Consider the following 26,947-nt stretch of genomic DNA (forward strand, 5'->3'; position numbering starts at 1 on the left):
TTTTTACTTTAAAATGCGATAGGCTTAAGATGCAATGCCGTCGTTTGATTATAACCATAAATAAGATTAAAATTCTCAATCGCCTGTCCTGAAGCGCCTTTTAAGAGGTTATCAAGCACACTGCTGATAATTAAACAGCCCTTTTCTCGGGAAAGATGCAATAAACACTTATTAGTATTTACTACTTGCTTAATATCTAAATAAGTTGAAGATATATATGTAAAAGGATGGAATTTATAAAAATTTTCATAAAGCTGATAAACTTCCTCAAGAGGAATAGTTAAACGGGTGTATAACGTAGCTAAAATACCTCGGGTGAAATTTCCCCTATAAGGCACAAAAAAAAGCTCACCTGAAAAATCAGGTTGTAACCTGAGTAAATTTTCTTGTATTTCACGTAAATGTTGATGAGTAAATATTTTATAAGCAGAAGCATTATGAGCTCGCCAACTAAAGTGTGAACTCATACTTAAATCTCGACCTGCGCCGGTAGAGCCTGTAATAGCGCTAATATGAACATCCTCTTTAAGCAATCCTGCTTTAGCAAGCGGTAACAAAGCGAGTTGTATAGCAGTAGCGAAACAACCTGGATTAGCTATATTTTTAGCCTTTTTAATAAGATCCATATTTAATTCAGGTAACCCATAAATAAAATTTCTATTATCAAAATATGTATTTTGGGAGAGTCTAAAATCTTGACTGAGATCGATAATGCGGACACTATTAGGAATTCCTTTAAGTGCTTTTTTAGAATGGCCATGCCCTAGACAAAGAAAAACCAGATCAATATCAGGATCTAGACTATCTGAAAACACCAGATTAGTATCACCTAGAAGGTCCTTGTAGAAGGAAGATACAGTCTTCCCATATTGACTTGTACTTACTAAGCTTTTAATGTTCGCATAAGGATGGTAAAGTAAAAGGCGCAGAAGCTCCCCCCCAGTATAACCAGCGCTTCCTAATATTCCTATTTTAATCATTATCAGTAGGTGTGAGCGCGTGATATATTTTCATTTGATTGCTAAATATCTTAATAAAACCTTTAGCGTCCTGAGCGCTCCAGGATTCATTGATTTCACCGTATTGTCCGACTTGCGATTTCATCATATCAAAATCAGATTCAATTCCCTTTAACTCAAATCTATAAGGATATAAATCTACATTAACTTTTCCACTAACTCTCTCTTGAGATCTTATTAAAAAAACTTCTATGTCCCGCATTACCGGATCTAAATACTGTGCTTCATGTAAAAGCATACCATAGCCATTGCTTAGTTGATCCTTCCAGTATAGCTGCCATTTAGTAAGTACATGTTTTTCTAAAAGATGATGTGCTTTTAAAATGATCATGGCTGAAGCCGCTTCAAATCCTATGCGTCCTTTAATCCCTATTAAAGTATCACCTACATGAATATCGCGGCCTATAGCAAAACGTGATGCAATCTTCTCAAGAATTATAATATTCTTGAGTGGATCGGCTTTTACCCCATCAATAGCAACAAGTTCGCCTTTTTTAAATTCAAGCTGAATCCTCCTAAAACTACTTTCCTCTAAAGTACTAGGATAAGCATTATGAGGAAGGTCTTTATCTGAATTTAGGGTCTCTTCTCCACCTATGCTAGTACCCCATAGACCTTTGTTGATGGAATAGCGTGCTTTTTCCCAGGGAATATTTAATCCATATCTTTTAAGATAATCCATTTCCTCTTTTCGCGAGATCTTTCTATCTCGTATAGGAGTAATAATAAGTTTATTAGGACATAGTATTTGAAAAGCGGAATCAAAACGTACCTGGTCATTCCCAGCTCCCGTACTCCCATGTGCAATAGCCCTAGCCTCGATATGATTAGCGTGTTCAGCAATTTTAATAGCCTGAAGAATACGTTCGGCACTTACCGATAAAGGATAGGTATTATTACGTAATATATTACCAAATATTAAATATTTAATACAACGTTCGTAGTAATCTTTTAAAGCTTCTATATTGTGATGAGATCTTGCTCCTATATCATAGGCTTTTTGCTCAATATCATAAAGTTCTTTAGGATTAAAGCCACCTGTGTTAATAAAGGCAGTATGAACTTCATATCCCTCGTTTATAAGATATTTTAAACAATATGACGTATCTAAGCCACCGCTATAAGCGAGTAAAATTTTTTCTCCGGGAAGCAGGTTGTTCCCAGGCTTTTTTTCATTAGGATCATATAATAACCCTGTACATAAACACATCTTTTTTTGATTTTTAATAAGTATATCATAATTAGTGCAGTTTCGACAGCCCTTCCAAAATTTCTCAGACTGAGTTAAATACTTAAAAGATACTGGTTTAAATCCTATAGCCTTATTGATTTTTAGTACGGCAGCACTAGTAGTAATACTAAATATTTTAGCTTTAGGAAATTTTTTACGCGAGAGATTAAAAATTTTCGATTTGATCAATTTAGCTATACCAAGTTGACGGAACTTAGGAAATACGATCATCCCTGAATTAGCTACAAATTCCTCATTTTGAAAGGTCTCTATATAGCTAAATCCAGCAATATGATCATCACAGAAAGCTATAACAGCGTCACCATCACTCATCTTTTTTTTAAGATACTCAGGATCTCTTTTGGCAATGCCAGTCCTTCGAATTCTAGCAGATTCCTCTATTTGCTTGCAAATAAGAAAAACGTAAGTGACATCATCGCTTTGAGCAATTCTAACCTGGATATTCACTTTTAGGAAAAAGTGTCTGATAAGTTAGCCATATTTTTTAGAAATTCGTATTTTTATAAATTAAAAAACTCATATAACATAAATATGTTTACTAGTGCAGGTAAATTTAGTAAATATTTAAGGGTAAAAATTTATTTAAGGTGAAAGTTAAGGGCTGGTATTTTCTCTAGATCCATAAATAGATTTCGCTCAAGATGGACTCTATATTTTCGAGAGGACATTTTAAGACAGATTTTTTCTTTATTATCTAGTATTATTAACTTAAGTTTTCCCGTACCTTTGTACTTTGAAATGACATGATCTATATGTATGATCATCTTATTACTTAGCTTTTCTAGATCAATTTCCAGATGAAGATCTTTATTAAGATTTTCAAATACTTCACTAAGTAGTTGAATTTGTAAAAAATGAATACGGAGCTCCCCACCTCTCCAGCGATCTAGGGAGATTTTTATAGCTATAAAAGTATTAGGAATGAATAGATGATGAAATTTCATATATGCTTCTCCTAGAATTCTAAATTCACGTGTTTCTTGATAATCTTCTAAAGTAAATACACCATAACGTTTTCTGCTCTTTATAGCAATTTTACTTTCAGCACGCACAATGATGCCATAAAGATAAAACTCCTTACCTATCCATTGTGTCTCATTAGCGTTGAGTTCTTCTAAAGAAATGCCTTTTATAGCCCATATTTCATAACGATAATCATCTAAAGGATGTGCGCTAATATAAACGCCAATCACCTCTTTTTCTTTAGAGAGTTTTATGATATTAGTCCATGGAGCGCAATCAGGTAACGAAGGTTCTATAAGAGAAGTATTAGATATTTCTTCGAAAAGCGAGGTTTGAGAATGTTTTTTATTTTCCTGATATTTAGATCCTAATCGAAGGATTCTATCAAGCGTACTCAAAGCATTTTCTTCATGAAAATATTGTGCCCTGTGAATGTATTTAAAACTATCAAAAGCCCCAGAAAGGGCAAGAGCTTCGAAGGTTTTTTTATTAACGATACGTAAATCTACACGTTTAACTAAATCAAAAATTGAACTATAAGAACCATTTTTGTTACGCTCAACTAAAATAGTCTCTACTGCAGCCCCCCCTAACCCTTTAACTGCTTCTAGACCAAAACGAATAGCCCCCTGTTGATTTACTGAAAAAGCATGTTGACTTTCGTTAATGTCTGGACCAAGGACTGAAATTCCTAGACGTCTACATTCCTTCATAAGAAAGCTTACTTCTTTAATATTACTCATATTATTACTCAAAACAGCTGACATATATTCAGCAGGATAATGAGCTTTTAAATAAGCAGTTTGAAAAGCGAGATAGGCATAACAGGTAGAGTGAGACTTATTAAAAGCGTATGAGGCAAAAGCTTCCCAATCCTGCCAGATCTTATTGAGAATTTTTTCAGAATATCCACGATCTAAGGCTCCCTTTATAAATTGGGTTTTCATCTTATCAAGTATATGCTTTTGCTTTTTACCCATAGCCTTGCGTAATATATCAGCTTCGCCTTTTTTAAAACCAGCAAGTTTTTGGGCTAGTAACATAACTTGTTCTTGATAAACAGTAATACCATAGGTATTGCTTAGAAACTCTTCCATTTCAGGAAGATCATAAACAATAGGTTCTTTTTTATGCTTACGAGCAATAAAATTTGGGATATATTGCAGAGGGCCTGGACGGTAAAGTGCGTTCATTGCAATTAGATCGTCAAAAGTGTCAGGTTTGAGCTGACGCATATAACGCTGCATCCCTAAAGATTCGTATTGAAAAACAGCTATAGTATCCCCTTTTTGAAAAAGCTCGTAAGTTTTGCGATCTTCAAGGGAAATTTGATCTATATGAAGTTTTATTCCTCGTTTCTTTTGAAGTAGCTCTACAGTATCTTTAATAATAGTCAGAGTTTTAAGTCCTAAAAAATCTATTTTAAGTAACCCTGCACTCTCAACTACATTATTATCAAACTGCGTGAGTAATAAATTTGAATCTTTTGAAATGGACATGGGGACATATTCTGTAATATCATAAGGTGTAATAATTATACCACAAGCATGTACTCCGGTATTACGCACCGATCCTTCAAGAATACTAGCTTGCTGTAAGACCTCTGCTTCAGAATTCTTTTTTTTGCATATCTGTTGTAATTTTAAAGCCCTTTCAAGATCTTCTGAGTTAAGTTTCTCACTAAGTTGGGTACGACTATGAGTTAAAAGTTCCTTTAAAGATATAATAGTAGGCATCATTTTAGCCAAACGATCAGCCTCAGTAAGGGGAAGATTAAGAACACGTGCAGTATCGCGTATGGCTGACTTAGCGGCCATACATCCATAAGTGATAATCTGTGCTACTTGATGGCTCCCATATTTATTTACTACCCATTCTATAATATGATCACGTCCACGATCATCAAAATCCATATCGATATCAGGTAAGGAGATACGATCAGGATTTAAAAAACGTTCAAAAAGAAGATCATATTTAATCGGGTCTATGTTAGTAATACCTGTACAATAAGCTACTAATGATCCAGCTACTGAGCCGCGTCCAGGCCCTACAGATATATTCATTTTTTTAGCTTGTTTTACAAAATCTTGAACTATAAGAAAATATCCTGGATAGCCGATCTTTTCTATTGTTTTGAGTTCAAAATCTAGACGTTCTATCAAAGCTCCATTAAGATTTTTATAACGCTTTCTAGCACCTTCAAAAACTAGATGGCGTAAATAAGTATTTTCTCCACGTTTTTTACCATCTTTATCATCTAAAGGATTTATAAAATCTATAGGAATTTTAAATTTAGGTAATAGAATCTCTCGATTAAGAGAGTAAGTATCGATTTTCTCAACTAATTCATCTAAATAATCGAAAGCTTCTGGAATATCAGCAAAACATTCGATCATTTCATGAGAATTTTTGAAATAAAACTCTTGATTACCAAGTCCGAATCGATGTCCTCTACCCACTCCTATAGGAGTGGACTGTTTTTCTCCATCACGTACACAAAGTAATATATCATGAGCATTAGCATCTTTTTTTTCTAAATAAAAAGTGTTATTTTGCACAATATACTTTACGCCATATTTTCGAGCCATCTTAAGCAAGATCTCATTTACATGATCTTCCTCTTGTAAACCATGACGGAGAAGTTCTACATAAAAATCATCTTTAAAAAGTTCATGCCACCATTTAAAAATCTCTTCGGCTTGACTTTCTCCTCTATTGAGAATGGTATATGGGATTTCTGCGTTCAGGTCTCCGGTGAGAGCTATTAAGTCTTCTTTATATCTTACGATAAGCTCTTTACCAACTCTAGGACATCCTGCGTAGTATCCTTTGATATACCCTTCGGAGCAGAGCTTAGCGAGATGGTGATATCCCCTTTTATTTTTAGCTAATAATACTTGTTTATAACGACGATCAGGCTGATCTTTAGTAAACTTCTTTTGGAGGTAATCCTCTGATAAGAAGAGCTCACAGCCAATAACTCCTTTAATCTGAGTATAATTATGATCCTTATCGCTTCTTTTAAGAATACGCGCATTAGCAGCTTCTATAGCATTTAGAAAATAGAAAGCCCCCATCATATTCCCGCTATCAGTTATTCCTACCGAAGCCATATTCCATTGCAAAACGCGATCTATAAGAGAAGGAATATCAGTAGTAGCTGATAAAATAGAAAAAGCGGTATGATTATGTAAATGCACAAATTTTTTCTTAAGCTTTAGATTTTGCAACTCGTTTTTTAGAGGTTTTACCTCTTGAATATATTGATGCTTTTTATCTTTAATAATTTTCTCTTGGTTAAGATAATTATTTGTATGCTGGATTATCTGGATATTCTTCTTCCTAAATTCCTCAATAGCAGAGATATCTATGCCAAACTTTTCAGCCGATATAATCTTTAAACGTAAGAGTTCTAAAAAACAACGTGCAGTAGCTTCTACATCTGTTACAGCATTATGTGCTTGAGAAAAAATAGCGCCAAAAAGCTTTTGATGAAGCTCAGTAAGATTAGGCCACTTAAATTTCCTACCTATTCCTCCAGTTAGTGCACAATAATCTACTGCTTCTTCTTTAGTATCAATAATCTTTTTTTCTAGTAAAGTAGATGTCCATCCTAATCGGAAAAATTCACATCCTACTATATTGATATCAAATCTTATATTATGTCCTACAAGAAAATGAGTTTTTGAGAGTGTTATCTGAAAAATCTCTAATATCTCCTCAAGAGGCATTCCTTCTCTTTGCGCTCTTTCTGTGGTAATTCTATGTATTTTAGAGGCATTAAAGGGGATATCAAACCCTTTAGGTCGAATAATAAAATCTTTGGCTTCAATAAGTTCACCTGAAGTCTCATGTAATTGCCAGGCAAGCTGAACCATACGAGGCCAGTTCTCGATATCCTTAAAGGAAGCATTATAATTATTTGGAAGACCAGTAGTCTCGGTATCAAAAATTAAATACATAGGCTATAATATATTTTTTAGAGTAAAGAATAAACTTCTCTAGCTATTTCCATTTCCTCGTCTGTGGGAAGGATTAATATTTTTATGCAACTCTCAAGAGTTTGTATTTCCCTAATCCCCTTTTGTCCCATTTTGTTTTTATTTCTATCGAGTATTATACCTAAAAAATTCATATCAGTGCAGACTATATCACGAATTAAAACATCATTCTCACCTATACCTCCCGTAAAAACAATTGCATCAAGACCATTCATGACAGCGATATAAGCACCTATATATTTTTTGATACGATAAGCGTATATATCATAAGATAATTGGGCTTTAGGATCTCCTTTTTTATAAGCCTCCCCTATATCACGCATATCACTTTTCCCTGAAAGTGCTAACATACCGCTTTGTTTATTAAAAATATCAGAAAGATTTTCGAAAGTATAGCCCTTGCCTAATAAGTAAAAGAGGATAGTTGAATCTAGATCTCCACTGCGTGTGCCCATGATTAGACCGCTATTAGGGCCAAATCCCATACTAGTATCTATACAAATACCTGCTTTAACGGCTGCTACGCTAGTACCATTGCCTAGATGGAGCGTAATAATACGAGCCTTAGGATTTTGTAGGTAAGAAAGAGTCGTTCGAGATACATATTGATGGCTGATGCCATGAAATCCGTAAACACGCACATGATGCTCTTTATAAAAATATTCAGGTAAAGCGTAGCGATGAGCTATTTCAGGAATAGTATGATGAAACGCCGTGTCAAAGACAGCAAACTGTCTCGCTTTAGGAAATACTTCTTGAGCTACTTCTATGCCCATAAGATTCGCTGGATTATGTAGAGGAGCTAATGGAAAAACCTTACGAATTTCATTTTTTACTTCTTTAGTGATCTCTACAGTTTTAGTAAGAGTATTCCCTCCATGTACTACTCTATGCCCAATAGCTGAAATATCACTAGGTTTTTTAATTACTCCAATAATAGCATCTAAGAGCAGAGCATGTACTTTTTTTAAACCTTGTATATGATCTATCACCTGAAAAGGAACTTTAAACTCTTTCCATCGTTTTTCATCATCTACATATTGATGTCGAATATATCCTCCTTCTATACCTATACGCTCTATAAGCCCTTTAGCTAAGAGTTTTTTTTGAGGCATTTTAATAAGTTGATATTTAATAGAAGAGCTTCCTGAATTTATGATTAATATTTTCATGAGTTTGATGCTTGTATAGAGGTAATAATAATAGTATTGTAAATATCTTCAACGGTAGCTCCACGACTTAAATCATTTATAGGTCTATTAAGTCCCTGTAAAATAGGTCCTATCGCTATAGCTTTAGTCTCACGTTGAACGGCTTTATAGGTATTATTACCTGTATTGAGGTCTGGAAAGATTAACACATTGGCCTGTCCAGCTACTAGAGAGTGAGGCATTTTTTGTTTTCCTATAGTTGAATCAACGGCAGCATCATACTGTAAAGGACCTTCAATAAATAATGCAGGATTCCTTTGTTTAACTATTTCAACGGCTTTTCTTACTTTATCTACCTGTTGACCCGATCCAGAATTTCCTGAAGAATACGAAAGCAAAGCTATTTTTGCATCTATACCAAAATTCTGAGCTGTTTTAACTGAAGCAATTGTAATATCAGCTAGTTGCTCAGGATCTGGATCAGGTACTACAGCACAATCTGCATATAATAGCACGCGATTGTTTAAAAGCATAAAAAAAACTGAGGAAACGGTTTTTACCCCTGGAGTTGTTTTAATAAACTGAAGTGCTGGTCGTATGGTGTGAGCAGTAGTATTTATAGATCCCGAGACCATTCCATCAGCTAGGCCTTTGTAAATCATCATAGTCCCAAAATAAGAAGCATCTAGCATAAGATTTTTGGCCTGAACATATGATAAGTTTTTCGCCTTTCTTAACTCGAATAAAGTTTTTGAAAAATCCTCATGATAAAGCGTAGAATAAGGATCGATAATAGAAATACGATTTTCATCCCAAAAAAGCCCAAGGCGATGAACTTCATCAAGGATTTTCTTAGGTGACCCTAAAAGGGTAAGTGTCCCTAATTCCTCATTGACAAAAAGAGAGGCGGCATGTAAAATGCGTTCTTCTATACCTTCAGGTAGAACAATATGTTTTTGTGCTTTTTTGCTATTTTTTATCAAGTTATACCGAAATATTTGGGGAGTAAGAGAATATGACTGAAAAGAGGTAATTTTTTTCTCAATTAAAATATTATTAGTATATCTCTTAAATAACTCAATATTACCTTGAATTTTTCTAATGTCATTAGGATAAATGCTAGGTTTTATATTAACCATTTTTTGCATAACTTCTAAAGTGCCAGTGGGGATGGATAAAATAGGAATAACATAAGGAATACTTTTAATAAGGTTTAGTATGTTTTTCTGAGGGAGAAGTCCACTAGTGAGAAGGATACCTGCTACAGGTGGGTAAGATAAAGATATATTAGCCATAAAAGTAATGAAAATCATATCAGCTCGATCCCCAGGGATTATTACTAGGCAATCCTCGCAAATACGTTCAAGATAATGATCCAGTTGCATATCTCCTACAATAAAGGTCATTATGATTTTATTCAAATCCTTATCTTTCCCTATAACAAGGTCTGCTCCTAGCTTGTTTTTAAGCTCTATAAGAGTAAGTTTTTCTAAAAAAGGTTCAGGCGGCAAGGTAGCTATAACAATATCTGAAGGTAAGTTATCTTTTAAGTAAAGACGTAATTCTCTATCGAGGATATAGGTTTTATTAATTATAATCATAACCACTTTTTCCTCTACGTTATTTTTTTCTATAAGTATATGCTGAGCAAGAACACTAGCTGTTTTCCCCTCACCGTTTAGCACAATAATTACTGGTAAATTGAAATTTTTGACTATTGCATTATTAAGCTCAAAGTCAAAAGAATTGCTTTTAACTGAAAAGTTAGTCCCTTCTACTACTACGAAATCGTAGTTCTCATCAAGCTTTTTATACTTACTAAAAATCTGATCAAAGAGTTGAGCTTTCTTACCCGAGTTGTAAAGATTAATGGCCTCATCACGCTTAAAACCAAAGCCTTCTTCGTATTTCATGCTTAATTGAAAGTAATTAATTATTGTAATAATACGGTCATCTCTCTGGTAATTATCATTTTCTTCAATAAGAGGCCTAAAAAAAGCTACACGCGTGGTTTTTTTTATAATTGCCTGTATAATACCAAGGGAAACTAAGAATTTTCCACTATTAAGATCTGTAGTGAATATAAATATAGATCGATTCATATAACGTATGAAATATTTATGGTTAATTTTTAAAAAACCGTTTTAAGGTAAAAAATAAATATATTTATAATTAGGCTATATGGGGCATACTATTTTTAGAATGCTTACTAATTATTTCTTATAGTAATAAATGGTCTATAAGAATCTCTATAAAGAATGATGTAATTATAATTACGGGTTACTCTCTCTATTATATTAAGAATACTATAACCTTTTTTAAAAGGTTACTATTATATAGATATATAACTTATAATAACATAATTATTTGTTTTTCACAAATACTATTTATAAATCTAATAAGCACATTTATAATTATTTAATTTATTTTGAATGATGAGATATTATTCTCCTAAGCATATAATAGGTATCGCTCTAGATCTAATGCTGCCATACAGCCACTTCCGGCTGAAGTAATAGCTTGACGATATATAGGATCCTGAACATCACCAGCAGCAAAAACCCCGGGAATAGCTGTTCTTGTACTCGATTTTTCGGTAATTATATAGCCTAATCTATCTAAATCAAGTTGATTTTTAAATATTTCGGTATTTGGATAGTGGCCAATAGCTAAAAAAAGCCCATCTATAGCTAGAGTTTTTTGTTTTTGGTTTTGATTATTAACTAACCGGACACCTTCAACAAATTTCTTGCCTATAACCTCTATAACCTCGTGGTGAAAATGAATCTCTAAATTAGGTATATCTTTCATATGATATTGGATAGCTTTTGAAGCCTTTAATTGGTTTTTTCTCACCAAGAGATAAACTCTTCTGCAAAGTTTTGAAAGATATATTGCCTCCTCTACAGCTGTATCTCCCCCTCCGATAATAGCTACTACTTTTCCTTTATAAAAAAATCCATCACAAGTCGCGCAAGCGGAAACTCCCTTCCCTTTTAAACGTTCTTCACTCTCTAGGCCTAGATATTTAGGACTTGCTCCCGTAGCTATAATTACACCCTTAGTATGTATCTCTTCGTGATTTTCAGCATATAAAATATGGATCCCTCCCTTATTTTTAGAAAAGTCAATTTTACTTATAGTTTCTAGTTTAATGAGAGCATTAAAACGTTCGGCCTGTTTTTTGAGGTCTTCCATTAACTTAGAACCACTAACTCCTTGGGGATATCCCGGATAATTATCCACTTCACTAGTTCTTATAAGCTGTCCTCCAGGTTCAGGGCCTGCATATACTATAGGCTTAAGATCAGCACGAGCGGCATATATTGCAGCGCAGTAACCTGCAGGTCCAGAACCAATAATGATACAATCAAAAATAAAATACGATGACATAAAATAAAGGTTTTCTACAAAGGTATTTAATCTAAGGACGAGAGATAAATAGTTTTTTTTTTAAAAAATTTAACTTCACTTACTTATTTTAAGTAATCATCAAAAGATATAGATATTGTATTAATATAGTACTTTATATTCGAAATATTAATTTTTATGTTATTTCAAATATTTTTTGAATGAACAATTCAAGCTTATTCATTTAAAAAAATCTTATAGGTTAGTTCTTGCAAAATTCCCAACTCAGTCTTAATAGAAGAATTTATCCCTTTTGCTTGCCTATCGGCTTGACGGAGATAGGAAAAAATTTTGAGAATTTTGTTTAAGGGGTAAACATGAGCTGCTTTTTCATAATCCCCTATAAAATGCGGAGATATATTTAACACCTTCGCAAGATGAGCTTGATGATTAGGTATGCTGAGATGGTATTTTGCTAGATTTATAAAAAATCTAAAAACTGTATTAATTAAAAAAACTAAAGGATAGCCTTTTGGATTTTTCCCAAAGTGCCATGCGATTTGTTGGGCTTTGGGAAAATTTTTCTCAGCAATAGCTTTTTGCCACTCAAAAGAATTAAAATACTTACTTATGCTTATATGTTGAGATACGGTCTCAAAAGTGATTTCTTCCCCCTCAGGAAGAGTCCAATGGATTTTCTCTAATTCATGAGCAAGATTAGATAAGCAAGTGCCTAAATATTCGGCTAAAAAATGTTGTGCCTTTATACTTATATGTCGATTCATAGTATATAGGTGATGTTTAATCCATCCAGGAATTTGATATTCACGATATTTTTTACTCTCAAAGAGTATCCCATTTTTCTCTATGAGATTACAGAGTTTAGAACGTCTATCAAGAGATTTGTTTTTATAACAAATCACTAAAATAGTACTCTTGAGAGGGTTTTCTATATAATCGACTAATTTTTCTATGCTTTTTAAGAGGAATTGAGCTTCTTTAACAATAAGCACTGTATAAGGGCTCATCATAGGATAACGTTTAGCATATTCTAAAATATTAAATACGTCTATTTCACTAGCATAAAGAATAGTTTGATTAAAAGCTTTTTCTTTTTCAGAAAGAACATTTTTTTCTATAAAATTGCTTATCAGATCAATATAGTAAGGCTCTTCACCCATTAAAAAATAAATAGGTCTATATTTTTTCTCTGTTAATTCTTTAATAATATACGCTTCAGGTGATTCCATATATTTTTAAAAGTTTTGTCTCATGATAATGTTAAATTTTCCAAACTATTCTTTTAGATACCGAATTAAAAAAGGAAAAGCTTTTATTTTTTGTATTAGCAGAAAAAAATTTATTCATCTAAGTGCTGAAGAATGGGTACGTCAGCATGTGCTACACTTTTTGATCAGAGAAAAAAAATATTCCTTAATCTCTATAAAAGTTGAACCTTTGATTATGTTCAATGGCTTAAAAAAACGTGCTGATTTAGTAGTCTTCCAAAGAGAAGGGGGCCTAATTCTTATAGAATGTAAAGCCCCTCATGTCTCACTTACACAAAAAACTTTTGATCAGATAATTAAATATAATTTTCAATTAAAGTGCCCCTATTTAATGCTTACTAATGGCATACAACATCTTTTTTGCCAAATCAATGAGTCTAACGGTAAGCTTTATTTTATTAAAACACTTCCTGAGGCGCAGCTTATTTTATAAGCATTTCTAGAAAGTTTCAGTTTCGGAATGATATGCATTGTATGATAGCGCATAAGGCTATCTATAGGATTTTTAATAATCTCACCTATTTTAAGGTGATACTCAGAAGCTACAGCTGCAAGAGTATCTTCATAAAAATGAGCTATAGATCCTATAAAGTTAAGTTCTACACTCTTCGCTTGTGGATATACTAAAACTTGATTGATCATAAACTCATTTAGCGAATCATAAATAATTTTCTGTATGAAAGGTTCATGTTTATGGTCTATAACAAAACGACTAAAGGAGGCTAAATAAGCATTAGCAAATTTATTATGATAAATATTTTTATTAAGCTCTTTTAAAGTCAAATTAAAGCAATCCTGAAAAGCTAGAGATAGGCGTTTAGGCATTTTCTTTAGAAAGAAAGCTCTAATAATACGTTTCCCCAGATTACTACCACTTCCTTCATCACCTAGTATAAAAGCTAAAGAAGGTGTTTCTTCATAGAGTTTTTTACCATCGAAATAACAAGAATTTGATCCGGTCCCTAATATGCACACAATGGCTGGATTATCTCGGTAAGCTGAATAGGCTGCTGCTAAAAGATCATGTTCAACTCTAATTTTAGATTTTTTAAAAATCTGTGCTAATCCTTTTTCTACTACTTTATTATATTGGGGGGTAGAACAACCTGCGCCATAAAAAAATATATGAGAAATCCCTAGAGCCTCTTTTATGAGATTTGGATTTTTTCTTATTTCATCAACAATATATTCACTATTTACAAAATAAGGATTCATCCCGATAGTCTTAGTCCTAAATTGCTCTATTCCTTGAGGATCTACAATCAACCAGTCACTTTTAGTAGATCCACTATCAATTATGGCTATCATAATAGAAAGAAATAAAAATTGTTCATTTTATTCAATTAGTTTAATTAAAATAATAGGGGCCTGTTTTATATTTATTCTGTTATTTATAATTTAGAGTTGACTCATGTATTCTATAAGATCTATAAGTTTATTTGAATAAGCAGTTTCATTATCATACCAAGCTACTAGTTTTACAAACTTCGGATTTAACATAATACCTGCATCAGCATCAAATATGCAAGTACGGGTATCTCCCCTGAAATCCATAGAAACTACTGCTTCTTCAGTATAGCCAATAATACCTTTAAACTCATTTTTAGAGGCTAGTTGTATCGCTGCTTTGATTTGATGATAAGTAGTATTCTTTTTTAAATGTAGAGTTAAATCTACTACAGAAACATTAGCAGTAGGCACGCGAAAAGCCATTCCAGTAAGCTTCCCATCAAGTTCAGGAATTACTTTTCCCACAGCTTTTGCTGCTCCAGTAGAAGAAGGGATTATATTAAGTAAAGCTGAGCGACCTCCGCGCCAGTCTTTCATCGATGGTCCATCTACTACTCTTTGCGTAGCAGTAGCAGAATGTATAGTAGTCATAAGCCCCTCAAGAATACCGAAATTATCATTTAATACTTTAGCTAAAGGAGCTAAACAATTAGTAGTGCAAGAAGCATTGGAAATGATATTTTGATCTGGTCTTAAGGTTTTAAGGTTTACACCCATGACAAACATGGGTGTATCATCTTTAGAGGGTCCTGATAAAATTACTTTTTTAGCCCCAGATCTTAAATGAGAGCTTGCTAATTCTTGAGTAAGAAAAATTCCTGTAGACTCTACTACATAATCAGCCCCTACTTCGGACCATCTAAGATTAGAAGGGTCTTTTTCAGCTGTAATTAAAATCTTTTTCCCATTGATAATCAAGTAATTATTTTGCACTTCTACATCTAAGTTAAAATTTCCATGTACAGAATCATATTTTAACATATAAGCTAAATAATCCGGAGCCATCAAATCGTTAATAGCAACTATCTCAAAATTTTTTCGCGCAAAAGCGGCGCTAAAAACAAGACTTCCTATCCTTCCAAATCCATTAATACCAATTTTTATGATTGACATATTTATCTGTTATTTTAATATTTTATATTGCTATGATATCTGCTATTTTTATGAGGTTTTCATTTATTTGATTATGTTTTTGAATCGCCTCTTCAAAGAGTGTAAAAATGATTTCATTACCTTTGATCCCCGCCATAAGATCTCGGCCTCCACTAATAAGGGATTCGACTGCAGCTACTCCGAGACGACTTGCTAACACTCGATCATAGCAACTTGGATCACCTCCACGTTGTAGATGCCCAAGTATAGAAACTCGAATATCATAATCAGGATATTTCATCTTCGTAGCTTCAGCTAAATCATATACTCCCCCTAGCTTCTCTCCTTCAGCCACAACGATAATACTTGAAGATTTACCCTCTTTATTTCCGCGTTCTATAGAAGTAAAGAGTTGATCGAAATTATACTCTTTTTCAGGAATTAAAATATCAAGTGCCCCTGCAGCAATCCCACTATTTAAAGCGATAAAACCCGCATCTCGGCCCATTACTTCTACAAAAAAAATTCTATTATGTGAGGTAGCAGTATCTCTTATTTTATCTATAGCCTCTACGGCAGTATTTAAAGCCGTATCGTAACCTACTGTAAAATCAGTTCCATAAATATCGTTATCTATAGTCCCTGGTATACCTATAATTGGGATATCATATTCATCGCCGAATATTTTAGCTCCGGTAAATGAACCATCTCCGCCAATAACTATAAAAGCCTCAATTTGATGTTTTTTTAGATTTTCATAAGCTTTTTTACGACCTTGGACGCTCATAAATTCCTTAGAACGTGCAGTTTTTAAAAATGTTCCACCACGATGGATAATGTTTTTAACATCTCTGGCGCCTAGATCTAGCAAGTCATCCTCAATAATTCCTTGATAGCCCAATCTAATGCCAATGCACTGTATCTCATAATGCGTTGCCGCACGCACTACCGCGCGAATTGCGGCGTTCATCCCAGGAGCATCTCCACCAGAGGTCATTACTCCTATTTTTTTTAGCATCATAATATAACTTAAGAGCCTTAAATTTAAATTCTCTATAAATAAAAATTTCGGAAAGCAAAACTAAATATTTAAGAATTAAGATCAATAGATCGTCCCATCTAATTCAATCTTACCCTGAACAAGATATAGATAATAAGGGTGATGTAACTAATTACTCAGAGAGCTACTTTTACTAGTTAAAAACTAACATTACATTTTTTGATATACTTCAAAGTACATAAGTCTTTAATATAAGAATTAAACTATCATAGTGAAAAACAAAAACTTCCTCTCTAGTTAGCTAAATTTTCCCCTAAAAACACACAATATATAACATCTTCACTTATTATAAAGCAGGTGATATAGTTATATCTATGTGAAAAAAAACAATATAAAAAAAGAACATATATATGCTAAAATATGACGTTATATTTATATCTTTTCTTAAAGGAATCCTCTTTCTAAGATGAAAGAATTTCTTTCATCTTGAAATAGCTAAGTTATCGGCTAGCATTATCCCCTCAGGGGTTAAGGTTTTTAAACGAACTTTCTCTAGGCTATCTACCCTCTCGGGTTCCCAAGGAGCTTTTACTTTAATATAATTCCTCGTATACCCATATATATATCCAGCTTTGTTCTCTTTCTCAAATAGTACTTCACCTATTTCCCCTATTTGACTTTTATAAAATTGAAGTTTTTTCTTTATAGATAGCCCTCTAAGAATTTTATTACACTTATGCATAACAGCAGTAGGCACTTTTTCTTTTATACTAACCGCCTCAGTACCTGTGCGCTCAGAATAAGTAAATACATGCAAATAAGAGATCTCAATATCACTTAAAAAATCAAACGTTTCCATAAAATGCTTATAATTCTCTCCTGGGAACCCTACGATGACATCTACTCCGATACAAGCATGCGGCATAAGAGATTTTATTTTATTTACTCTATCAGCATATAATTTGCGTATATAACGACGACGCATCTTTTTCAAGATATAATCACTTCCTGATTGTAAGGGAATATGAAAATGAGGCATAAATCTTTCGCTTGAGGCAACAAATTCTATAATCTGTTCACTAAGTAAATTAGGCTCAATGGAAGAAATTCGTAAACGTTCTATTTCTTTTAAACGATCTAACGATTTAATAAGTTCAAGAAAAGTATGCCTGTGTTTTTTATTCCCAAACTCTCCTTTTCCGTAATCTCCTACATTCACTCCGGTAAGCACTATTTCTTTAATACCACTACGGGCAATTTTAGAAGCATTTTTAAGCACATTATCTAATGTTTCCGAACGTGATATACCTCGAGCTAGCGGAATAGTGCAATAGCTGCATTTATAATCACACCCATCCTGAATTTTAAGAAAGGCACGTGTACGTTCTCCCATTGAGTAAGAACTTACGTAAAAATCAGTCATTTCTATTTCACATGAATGTACCTCTGTTACGGTTTTCTTTGAAAGATCTGAGAGATAATTGAGAATTTTGAACTTTTCAGCTGCCCCTAATACCAAATCAACTCCCTCGATAAGGGCTATATTTTGAGATTTGAGCTGAGCATAGCAACCAGTAGCTATGATAAAAGCATCTGGATTATTTTTGAGAGCTGATCGCACTATATATTTAAATTCTTTATCAGCATTTTCAGTTACTGAACAAGTATTAATCACATAAATATCGGCCTTTTCTCTAAAGTTAACACAAATATAACCCTGATCTGAAAATTGTCTTGAAAGAGTTGAAGTTTCAGCAAAATTTAATTTACATCCTAGTGTGTAAAAAGCCACTCGATTTATAGAAGTGATAATTTGTTGCATAGTTGAAAACTAAGACTCATCCTATAAATATTTTTTTTTATTTTCAAGTCCCCTTCCCCTACAAGGGAAGGGGACTTGAAACCCTAATTTAGGATCTATTATTTAGGATCTATTTGTGGATCAATGATTAGATAAATAATGAGCTACTGATGCGTGGGTTGCCTTCATCCCTTTTTCTCCCTTTTCCCAATTAGCTGGACATACCTCTCCATTAGCCTCGAAATATTGTAAGGCATCTACTACGCGAAGAGCCTCTTGTATACTTCTACCCAAAGGTAAATCATTGATAAGTTGATGACGCACTATGCCTTCTTTGTCAATTAAAAATAACCCTCTATAGGCAATAAGCTCACCATTGACCTTAAGTTGATTATGATCATCATAAAACCATTTACCAGCAAGTACCCCGTAATTATGAGCTATAGTTTTATTAGTATCAGATATTATAGGATACGTAATACCTTTAATACCCCCTTGATCTTTTCGAAATTGTAGCCATCCCCAGTGTGATTGTTCAGTATCGGTAGAACAAGCGATAATCTGTACATTTCTTAATTCGAACTCACTTAATTTTTCCTGAAAAGCATGTAATTCGGTCGGGCAAACAAAAGTAAAATCTTTCGGGTAGAAAAATAATAATACATATTTTTTATCTCTGAATTGCCTAAGAGTAAAATCATTAATGATCTTATTACCTGATATTACAGCGTTTGTTTTAAAATCAGGTGCTTCCCCCCCAATTAGTGAAACCATAAGTATATTGTATTAAATAATTCTTTAGTCTAATTTAAATCAATTTCATAGAAGAAAAAAGATTTAAAAATAAAGATTTACGAAATAAGATAAGATAAAACTATCCCTAATAAAAAAAGTAGTAATTTCATATAACTCATCTGATGGCCATCAGAACTTTCAAACCAGATCACCGTAGCGATGTGAATAAAAATACCTCCTACAAAAGCATTCATATAAGTTTCATATCGACTAAATAATTTAAGTCCCCCAATCCATACCCCTAAAGGCGCCGATAGACTAAAAATAACCATCAAACTCCATATTTTTTTTTTATCTTCAAATGCATTTGCAAGAAAAAAATATAAAATAGCTACTACAGGTATTTTGTGAATTAAAATAGCATAAAGTAACCCATAATGATTTGAATCTATAGCTATGGCTTCGAGTAAAGAATGAGTGAAAAGACCTAAGAACATTCCATAAGGAAAATGATTTTTTCCTGTATGATGAATATGACCGTGTTCTATACCCTTGGTAATGGTTTCAATAAGCGCTTGAGTAAGAATTCCGCCAAGAATAAAAAAACCTATCTCTTGTTGATTATTATTTCTATATACTTCAGGAAAGAGATGATTAAAAACTGTCCCAAATAAATAAGCACTACTAAAGCTTAAAATACCATTAGTGCCTATTTTATGAGTTTTAATCCATTTTGTAATCAGTATACCAATAAAAATTGGCAGAAAAAGTAATATATAAATCATAAGTATTAAAATCTTAACAAATACAAGTAGCTGCGTTGTTCCCCTTTTAAATTAATTGATATCGTCATTATTCTATTATTTTAAATTTCTTATGATATTTTTTTTATAATGTCTTATTACATGAATTTTATCTACTTTTTTAATCTTAGAACTAAGATTAACTCAATCCAGCATAGTAGATTTTTTTAAAAAAAAAGATAAAGGAACAACGTCATTTTTTAACCTAGCTTTACAAGCTAGGTTAAAAACTTGGGGGGTTAAGTAGACTAGAGTTAATTTTTTATATTCAAGTATATCAATAACAATACTTTTCTTCTTATATGGCATTTAAGAATTTATAGTTCTTTAATTATAATATCCCGAGTTAGGAAGAGGGCCCTATCTTATAGGGCTTTTAATATACTTAAAATTAGTATAAGTATAACCTGACAAATTTTCTAAGTAATGGTAGATTATAATTATTATTTAATTAATTTCTATGAATATTAAGCCAGATATTTTTTAAATTATGTTTTTTCCCGTAAATATGAGTCGTTATCATCCCAAAAAATCGGGTTCTATACCTAATAAAAGGTTAATAAATGGTAAGAAACATTCAGATAAAACCCCTCTAACTCTAAGACATAACTTTTGCTAAAGTCATGCCTATTTCTGCCGGAGAAGCTACTACATATAACCCGCAATCTTGAATTATTTTCATTTTAGCTTCAGCAGTATCATCTTTTGAACCTACTATAGCGCCAGCATGTCCCATAGTACGTCCTTTAGGAGCAGTTTGCCCAGCGATAAATCCAATTACAGGTTTTTTATTGCCCATTTTCTGAACCCAACGTGCAGCTTCAACTTCAAGCGTCCCCCCTATTTCACCGATCATTACTATCCCGTCGGTTTGGGGATCTTCCATAAAAAGAGCCATTGCATCTTGAACGGTCGTGCCGATAATAGGATCTCCTCCTATACCAATAGCGGTAGAAATACCATAACCAGCCTTTACAACCTGATCGGCTGCTTCATAAGTAAGCGTTCCTGATTTGGATACAATACCTATACTTCCTTTTCTAAATATAGAACCTGGCATAATCCCCACTTTTGCTTCTTGGGGAGTAATGATACCGGGACAATTAGGCCCGATAAGACGTGAATTACGATCTTGAACATATCGCTTTACTTGAATCATATCAGACAAAGGTATACCTTCTGTTATACAGACTATTAAAAATATTTGTGCATCAGCAGCTTCCATAATAGCATCAGCAGCGAAGGCTGGAGGGACAAAAATAATACTTATATTGGCATTAGTAGCCTTTACTGCTTGAGATACCGTATTAAAAACAGGTCTTTCCAAATGTTTTTGACCTCCTTTAGTTGGAGTAATTCCACCTACTATCTTGGTGCCATATTGAATCATTTGTTTAGAATGAAAAGTTGCTTCCTTCCCAGTAAAGCCTTGAACAATAATATGTGAATTTTTATTAACTAATATACTCATAATCCATTATTTTAATATATCTCTACTAGATAGAGAAGGAGAGGAGGTAGGATGAGGAACTTCTTTAGGTATAATATAGAAAGGTATTATAAAAAATCATAAAAAAGTTCTATTTATTTGTATATATAATCCAAAACAGAAGATTCCTAATTTTATCATTTAGAATGATAAGTAAAATACAATTTGTTTTTTATCCTAAAAATTTTATTAAAACTGTTTAGAGGTAAAAAAAAATTAATATCTCTCGAACTTTTAGTCTTTATGATCCTAATCAGCTTTTCTAATAGATAAGTTTGTGAAAAAATCATAATTATCTAGCTCTTTCGATATAGAGGCCTTCATGAATATTCACTTTAATAAAATCTCCTGTGTTAATAAAGAGTGGGACTTGTATTCCCGTATTTGTTTCTAGAATAGCTGCTTTAGTGGTATTTGTAGCAGTATCTCCTTTAAGCCCAGGTTCGGTATAGATGACCTTAAAGATTTCACTTATAGGCATTTCTAGACTTAGAGGTATATTATTTTCTTGTTCAAAACTAATCGTTACTTCCATGCCTTCTTTTAAGAATCGATCTTTAATAATCAATTCTTTAGGAAGTTGAATCTGATGGTAATCTCTGGTATTCATGAAATAAAATCCAATCTCATCTTTATAGAGATAAAGATAATTATCCGATTCTATACGGACTTTTTCTATTTTATATCCAGATGAAAAAGTATTATCTAATACCTTACCATTAGTTAAACTTTTAAGTTTAGTTCTAACAAAGGCAGGACCTTTCCCTGGTTTTACGTGAAGAAAATCCACGATTTTATAAAAGTCGTTATTAAAACGAATGCACAAACCTTTTTTGATCTCTGCAGTAGATGCCATATTTTATTTTAAATATAATTAAAAATTTATTCGAATACTATTTTAGTATAATACTCCTCATCCTTTATCTTTATGTAATCTATATAAAGAGATATCATTCAAAGTTTTTGATAAATCTAAGGATTTTTTTTTAATAACCAAATAATAATATTTTAACATCTGCTTTTTAATATATATTAGTATATAGTAGAAAAAGAGTTTATAAAATATCATAGTAATTGGTCCTAGTTTGAGGCCTTATCTAAATTTAGATATTAAGTTTTTTTAACTTAAAAACTAAAGATTTTTAGTTTTTACTATTTGAGCTACTATCTGAGCTTCTACAACCTTTTTTTTATTTACATATCCCCTCCCTTGCATATAAATTATATTCATTCTTATATCTTGTAGTAATTCCATTTTGAGAATCAAAAGATCTCCAGGAATAACTTTTTGTTTAAAACGTACATTATCTATTTTTAGGAAGTAAGTGGAGTAAGCCTGTGGATCTTTTTTTTTATTGAGGACGAAAATACCTCCTGTCTGAGCCAGAGCTTCTAATTGCAATACTCCTGGAAAGACAGGTTCCTTAGGGAAATGACCAGTAAAAAAAGGCTCATTTATAGTAATATTTTTAATACCTATAATATAGTCATCTGTAATCTCTATAATTCTATCAACTAATAAAAAAGGCGGTTTATGAGGTAAAAACCTCATAATATCTTTAATATCATAAATAGTTTTGTTTAGATCAAATTGTGGAGGATGTTCCTTGTTCGCTTTTATATTACTATAGAGCTCTTTAATAAATTCTATATTGATTTTATGACAGGGCTTATAAGCTATAATTTTAGCTTTCAGGGGTTTACCTACTAGAGCTAACCCTCCTATTATATCTAAAAGTTTATGTCGTGCCGCTTCATTAGTATAATTTAATTCCAAATTATTTAACATCCCATTAGGGAGTATTTTTAAATTCTCTTTTTGAAATATTTTTTGAAGTTTTAAGCTTTGTAATTCATCAATATTTTTATTTATATATATGATAGCATTTTTTAGGTTGTCAGCTTTAATTAAATTAGCTTCTAAAAGAATTTTAATTTCATGAAAAAAATAAAACGTTCGTGCCGGGGCGATTTCTTTCTTAAAATCACAAAGATCTGAAAGAACAGCGTTTTGAGAATCTAACACTTCCATTCCAAGATCAACCATTACTAAGAGTTCAAAATCCTTTGAAGGTATGGCTATAATTTTACCTCCCGTTTCTATATCATTATAGCATATAACATCTGAAAGTTCATAATAGTCCCTAATCATTGTCTGTTCTATCTTACCTCCTCTTTCAAGAGCATTAAGAAAAGGTAAAGCTGAACCATCCATAATAGGAAGCTCTTCGGAATCGATTTCTATAATAACATTATCTAACCCCGATCCTGCTAGAGCAGCAAGTACATGCTCTACATTAATTATCCTAGTTTTATTTTTTTCAATATAGATACCTCGGTAATCATATCTAACTAAATCTATATGAGCCCTAATCTGGGGTTTCCCTATAAGATCTATACGTATAAAGACAAACCCTGTATTTTCCGAAGCAGGATTAAAGTTAACATTAACCTCTTTAACTGTAATCCCGTATCCTTTTAAATGAGTTTTTTTTAATAAAGTTTTTTGTTTCTGAAACATCTTATTTAGAGATTTATTTTTTTGAAAAAAATATAATCAATTAGTTATATAAGTTTTTTAAAACTATATATAAAGTTTTACTATGTATTTTCAAGAAACTTCATAGGCTTAATGAAAAAATAAAAATTTATATTATATATCTTATCATATTTAACACATGACACTATAAGATCTTTTACCCTAAAAAAAGATATAAAGTATTTTATTTAGGAGATAATTTTTATAAATAATGGTCATTATGATTTCATAGAAAAATGATTATAATAAAAATACTTAAAATCAAGTAAAAAATATAACTCCTTTATTAAATTTTTCTTTATCTATTCATAGTATGTTCTATCTTTCTTATTATTTATCCTTTTATGACGGGGTTATCTTCTCATGAAGATACTTAATAAATGTTATCAGCATTAAGAATATTTCTTTTCAAGAAGAAAATTTTTTATTCTTTTAAATAAAGAAGGTAATATTTATCTATAGATTATAAAATATTTTTGCTATTTAAAAATAAAGATCTATGTAAAATATTACTAATATATCCATTTTTTTATTAGAATTTTTATAGGATCTTTTTTAGGATTATATACTAAATTTTCTACTTTTTATTGATATACAAATACTCTCCTTCTAGAGTTCGCAATTTTTTTTGGACTGATATATTATTCCCCTTAATAAGGGCTTTTTAGAAAATTTTACGCTTAAAGTTTTGATTTATTAGCATTTGTAATATTAATAAAAGAGTAATATTATGAGTATATTGCTCTTTCCTTAAAGAATATCAAAGGTATTGAAGTCTTTATATCCTCTCCTAAGAGGATCTATTTTTTAGTACGCTTAAAAATTAAATAAGCAGTTTTTAAGTTTCTGAAACTGGCTTTATGAAAAAAAATTGCTAACATATGAGCATATTCGCAATGGGAAATTTTTCTATTGAAGGTATGCTTTTATATTCAAAAAAACCCAACTCATTATCCGAAACATTTAACATATTAATTAAACGATCAACTAAATATGTATTAAAATAGCCTATACAAATTTTTGATATATCATCATGATGAATACCATTAAATTATAGATTTTTTTTAATGCATTGAGAAAGAGTCATGACCGATATCATGAGAGTAATTATAGATATTAGCATATTCTTCTTTTTTTAGTAATTAAGATTTTTTCATTTTAAGCATATAGATAACTTTTTGCATTAGACATAATGCACCGATGCATACGAGACGATATTATTATTATATAGAGGTTCTAAAATAACAAATTAAAAACTCTAGAGATTAGAAAATTGATTTGGAATAAGTCCTTTTTTAAAAAAAAAACTAGAAGTAAGTCACTTTATTTTTTTTAATACATAAAATTATGTTAATAATTATAGATAATCATATGCTATAAATCCATTTTAATTATATTAAATAGGGCTTAACTTCTCGGTTTAAAACTAAATTTATATAGAGCCTTATAATATGGGATTAAAAATTTTTTAGCAAAATATATTATTTACTATAGTAGTCTGATTGCCATCTAAACAATCATTAACTTTTATTATCTAATTTATGAGAAAAATAGAGTAGTTTCGATAAATAATTTTAATATTGACAAATATTTTTTTTTTTAGTAACAAGAAGACATTTTATTAAAAAGTTATAAAAAACGTTAATTTAATTTTTACCTAATTTATTTTTTTTTGGTCATGAATTTTATAAAACGTTTAAAAATTTTTCTTTTAGGTACAGGTATCGGAACGCTTATAATAATAGGTTTTTTTGGAAACCGTATATTTTCATGTTCTTATTTTCCTAATAGTAGAGTCTTAAATAAGATCTCTAAGAAAGAAATTGTTATTCATAAAAAATGCTATAACTCTTTACCCAAAGAATTTAAATTCTGCGCTGAGTTAAATTTTATTAAACAAAAAGTGCTTACGTTAGGGGAAATTTATTTTTCAAGAAGCTTACCGAGAAAAAAACCTTTTCCTATATATCAAATTTATTATACTGACAAGGTAAATGGTAAAACTTATATTTTTGAAATTGAAAATCAAACAAAAAAGGCTATTGTAGAAAAGATAAGAGTGATATAAGAAAATTAATTATTAATAAGATAATCTTACTATTAAGGGTAATAGACTATGACCTATATACTATATTGCTTATGATAAAATTTCTTAAGGTTATTAACTTTGAGTTAACTAAACTAAATTAGTTCTCATTTTTATCTTGCAAACAAGCATTTCTTACCTTTAAGGATAATAAATAAAAAGACTACAGACTTTATACAAAATCCCATCAAAATTGGATGTCTATATAGATAATACTATTTTAGTATAAGTTATAAATAGTAAGTTTACTTAATCTTAGTAAATCCTCTTTTTATAAAGATATATTTTAGAGTTTAATAATTTATAAAAAGTTTATAAAAGATAAATAATATAGTTATAATTCCAAGTTTATGATTATACTTATAAAAACAAGATATAGTAGCATGAACATTAAAAAGCTTACCATTTTTAAAAGCATATTAAAAAACTGTACTATAGTTTCCTACTAATGTCGTAAGTTTACATTTTGTAAAGAACATACTACGAAAATGAAAAGGACTTATCAGCCTTCAACAAGAAAAAAAAAAAATACTCATGGATTTATGCAGCGAATGGGGACCAAGTCAGGTCGTAAAATATTATCTAGACGCCGTGCAAAAGGACGCAAAGAACTATCAATAAGCAAGGTGGTATACAAACGTTAAAGTCTATAAACTATATTTAACAAAATATTAGAAAGTTATTTATTTAAATGAAGTTTTTGTTTATTATAATTAATACTATAGGCAGTACTCCCCTATTATTGAATAGGGGGGAGGGGGGGGGAAGAGGGGATATAACTAATACTCTCTAATAACTTGGAGGATCAGTTTATATAGATTGTTCTTATGCATAACCATTTATTTGAGGGAACGTCTATAACGTTATCTTATATAAAGATGCGAATAAGTAAAATAAAATGGACTTTTTTAGAGTAAAGAATATATTGAGTATAGAAACCCTGATTATAAAAGATAATTTACTTTTTCTTCCTAGTTTGTGAAAGGCAGTTATATTATTACATATAATTTTTGCCTCTAGTTTTTAGCATAAACAATAGTCTATCTAGACTAATATATTTCAGGATCTGAAAAATACATAAAAAAA

The 26,947-nt window shown here is 31.5% G+C and carries 19 protein-coding genes; 3 read left to right on the plus strand and 16 right to left on the minus strand.

Features of this window, described 5'->3' with window-relative positions; genetic code table 11:
* Positions 1-8: 8 nt before the first annotated feature.
* From argC to holA, 7 genes are all read right to left on the minus strand, one after another.
* On the minus strand, positions 9-980 hold the full coding sequence (gene argC, locus ACUBP5_RS02755; RefSeq protein ID WP_482168125.1) for an N-acetyl-gamma-glutamyl-phosphate reductase: 972 nt from the start codon (positions 978-980) through the stop codon (positions 9-11).
* A complete protein-coding gene (locus tag ACUBP5_RS02760; RefSeq protein ID WP_482168126.1) occupies positions 973-2,718 on the minus strand; it encodes an argininosuccinate synthase domain-containing protein in 1,746 nt (581 codons plus the stop codon). Before ACUBP5_RS02760 ends, argC begins: the two co-directional genes overlap by 8 nt.
* Before the next feature lie 131 nt (positions 2,719-2,849).
* Complete coding sequence (dnaE, locus tag ACUBP5_RS02765) at positions 2,850-7,196, minus strand: DNA polymerase III subunit alpha (protein ID WP_482168127.1); 4,347 nt, start codon at positions 7,194-7,196, stop codon at positions 2,850-2,852.
* A 17-nt stretch (positions 7,197-7,213) separates the two neighbouring features.
* Complete coding sequence (locus ACUBP5_RS02770) at positions 7,214-8,407, minus strand: acetate/propionate family kinase (RefSeq protein ID WP_482168128.1); 1,194 nt, start codon at positions 8,405-8,407, stop codon at positions 7,214-7,216.
* Positions 8,404-10,488: a phosphate acetyltransferase gene (pta, locus tag ACUBP5_RS02775; RefSeq protein ID WP_482168129.1), complete on the minus strand. Its 2,085-nt coding sequence runs from the start codon at positions 10,486-10,488 to the stop codon at positions 8,404-8,406. Before pta ends, ACUBP5_RS02770 begins: the two co-directional genes overlap by 4 nt.
* 349 nt (positions 10,489-10,837) lie before the next feature.
* Positions 10,838-11,779 (minus strand): thioredoxin-disulfide reductase, encoded by a 942-nt coding sequence (trxB, locus tag ACUBP5_RS02780; protein WP_482168130.1) that lies wholly within the window; start codon positions 11,777-11,779, stop codon positions 10,838-10,840.
* A 194-nt stretch (positions 11,780-11,973) separates the two neighbouring features.
* Entirely contained in the window at positions 11,974-12,987 is a 1,014-nt protein-coding gene (holA, locus tag ACUBP5_RS02785) for a DNA polymerase III subunit delta (protein WP_482168131.1), read from the minus strand.
* Positions 12,988-13,015: 28 nt separating this feature from the next.
* Between holA and ACUBP5_RS02790 the strand changes: the two genes are divergently transcribed.
* Positions 13,016-13,459, plus strand: a complete 444-nt coding sequence (locus tag ACUBP5_RS02790) for a type I restriction enzyme HsdR N-terminal domain-containing protein (protein WP_482168132.1) — start codon at positions 13,016-13,018, stop codon at positions 13,457-13,459.
* Here ACUBP5_RS02790 and ACUBP5_RS02795 read toward each other — a convergent pair.
* The 9 genes from ACUBP5_RS02795 to ACUBP5_RS02835 all read right to left on the minus strand — a co-directional run bounded on the left by ACUBP5_RS02795 (position 13,417) and on the right by ACUBP5_RS02835 (position 23,757).
* Positions 13,417-14,334, minus strand: a complete 918-nt coding sequence (locus ACUBP5_RS02795; protein WP_482168133.1) for an ATPase — start codon at positions 14,332-14,334, stop codon at positions 13,417-13,419. The two genes, ACUBP5_RS02790 and ACUBP5_RS02795, sit on opposite strands and share 43 nt — an antisense overlap.
* A gap of 90 nt (positions 14,335-14,424) precedes the next feature.
* Complete coding sequence (gene gap, locus ACUBP5_RS02800; protein ID WP_482168134.1) at positions 14,425-15,429, minus strand: type I glyceraldehyde-3-phosphate dehydrogenase; 1,005 nt, start codon at positions 15,427-15,429, stop codon at positions 14,425-14,427.
* Between the two features lie 22 nt (positions 15,430-15,451).
* Complete coding sequence (pfkA, locus tag ACUBP5_RS02805) at positions 15,452-16,429, minus strand: 6-phosphofructokinase (RefSeq protein WP_482168135.1); 978 nt, start codon at positions 16,427-16,429, stop codon at positions 15,452-15,454.
* Positions 16,430-16,889: 460 nt separating this feature from the next.
* Complete coding sequence (gene mtaB / locus ACUBP5_RS02810; protein ID WP_482168136.1) at positions 16,890-18,230, minus strand: tRNA (N(6)-L-threonylcarbamoyladenosine(37)-C(2))-methylthiotransferase MtaB; 1,341 nt, start codon at positions 18,228-18,230, stop codon at positions 16,890-16,892.
* 120 nt (positions 18,231-18,350) lie between these two features.
* A complete protein-coding gene (locus ACUBP5_RS02815; RefSeq protein WP_482168137.1) occupies positions 18,351-18,983 on the minus strand; it encodes a peroxiredoxin in 633 nt (210 codons plus the stop codon).
* A gap of 77 nt (positions 18,984-19,060) precedes the next feature.
* Positions 19,061-19,729 (minus strand): ZIP family metal transporter, encoded by a 669-nt coding sequence (locus tag ACUBP5_RS02820; RefSeq protein ID WP_482168138.1) that lies wholly within the window; start codon positions 19,727-19,729, stop codon positions 19,061-19,063.
* A gap of 616 nt (positions 19,730-20,345) precedes the next feature.
* Positions 20,346-21,218 carry a succinate--CoA ligase subunit alpha gene (gene sucD / locus ACUBP5_RS02825; protein ID WP_482168139.1) on the minus strand — a complete coding sequence of 291 codons (873 nt, stop codon included), beginning with the start codon at positions 21,216-21,218 and terminating at the stop codon, positions 20,346-20,348.
* Between the two features lie 310 nt (positions 21,219-21,528).
* Positions 21,529-22,092: an elongation factor P gene (gene efp / locus ACUBP5_RS02830; RefSeq protein ID WP_482168140.1), complete on the minus strand. Its 564-nt coding sequence runs from the start codon at positions 22,090-22,092 to the stop codon at positions 21,529-21,531.
* 276 nt (positions 22,093-22,368) lie between these two features.
* Positions 22,369-23,757, minus strand: a complete 1,389-nt coding sequence (locus tag ACUBP5_RS02835; protein ID WP_482168141.1) for a bifunctional UDP-3-O-[3-hydroxymyristoyl] N-acetylglucosamine deacetylase/3-hydroxyacyl-ACP dehydratase — start codon at positions 23,755-23,757, stop codon at positions 22,369-22,371.
* A gap of 1,696 nt (positions 23,758-25,453) precedes the next feature.
* Between ACUBP5_RS02835 and ACUBP5_RS02840 the strand changes: the two genes are divergently transcribed.
* Together ACUBP5_RS02840 and rpmH are read left to right on the plus strand one after the other, a co-directional pair.
* Positions 25,454-25,843, plus strand: coding sequence for a hypothetical protein (locus tag ACUBP5_RS02840; RefSeq protein ID WP_482168142.1), 390 nt, complete (start codon positions 25,454-25,456; stop codon positions 25,841-25,843).
* A 506-nt stretch (positions 25,844-26,349) separates the two neighbouring features.
* Positions 26,350-26,505, plus strand: coding sequence for a 50S ribosomal protein L34 (gene rpmH, locus ACUBP5_RS02845; RefSeq protein ID WP_482168143.1), 156 nt, complete (start codon positions 26,350-26,352; stop codon positions 26,503-26,505).
* Positions 26,506-26,947 lie beyond the last annotated feature (442 nt).

Source organism: Candidatus Insignibacter tubulum (assembly GCF_056790205.1).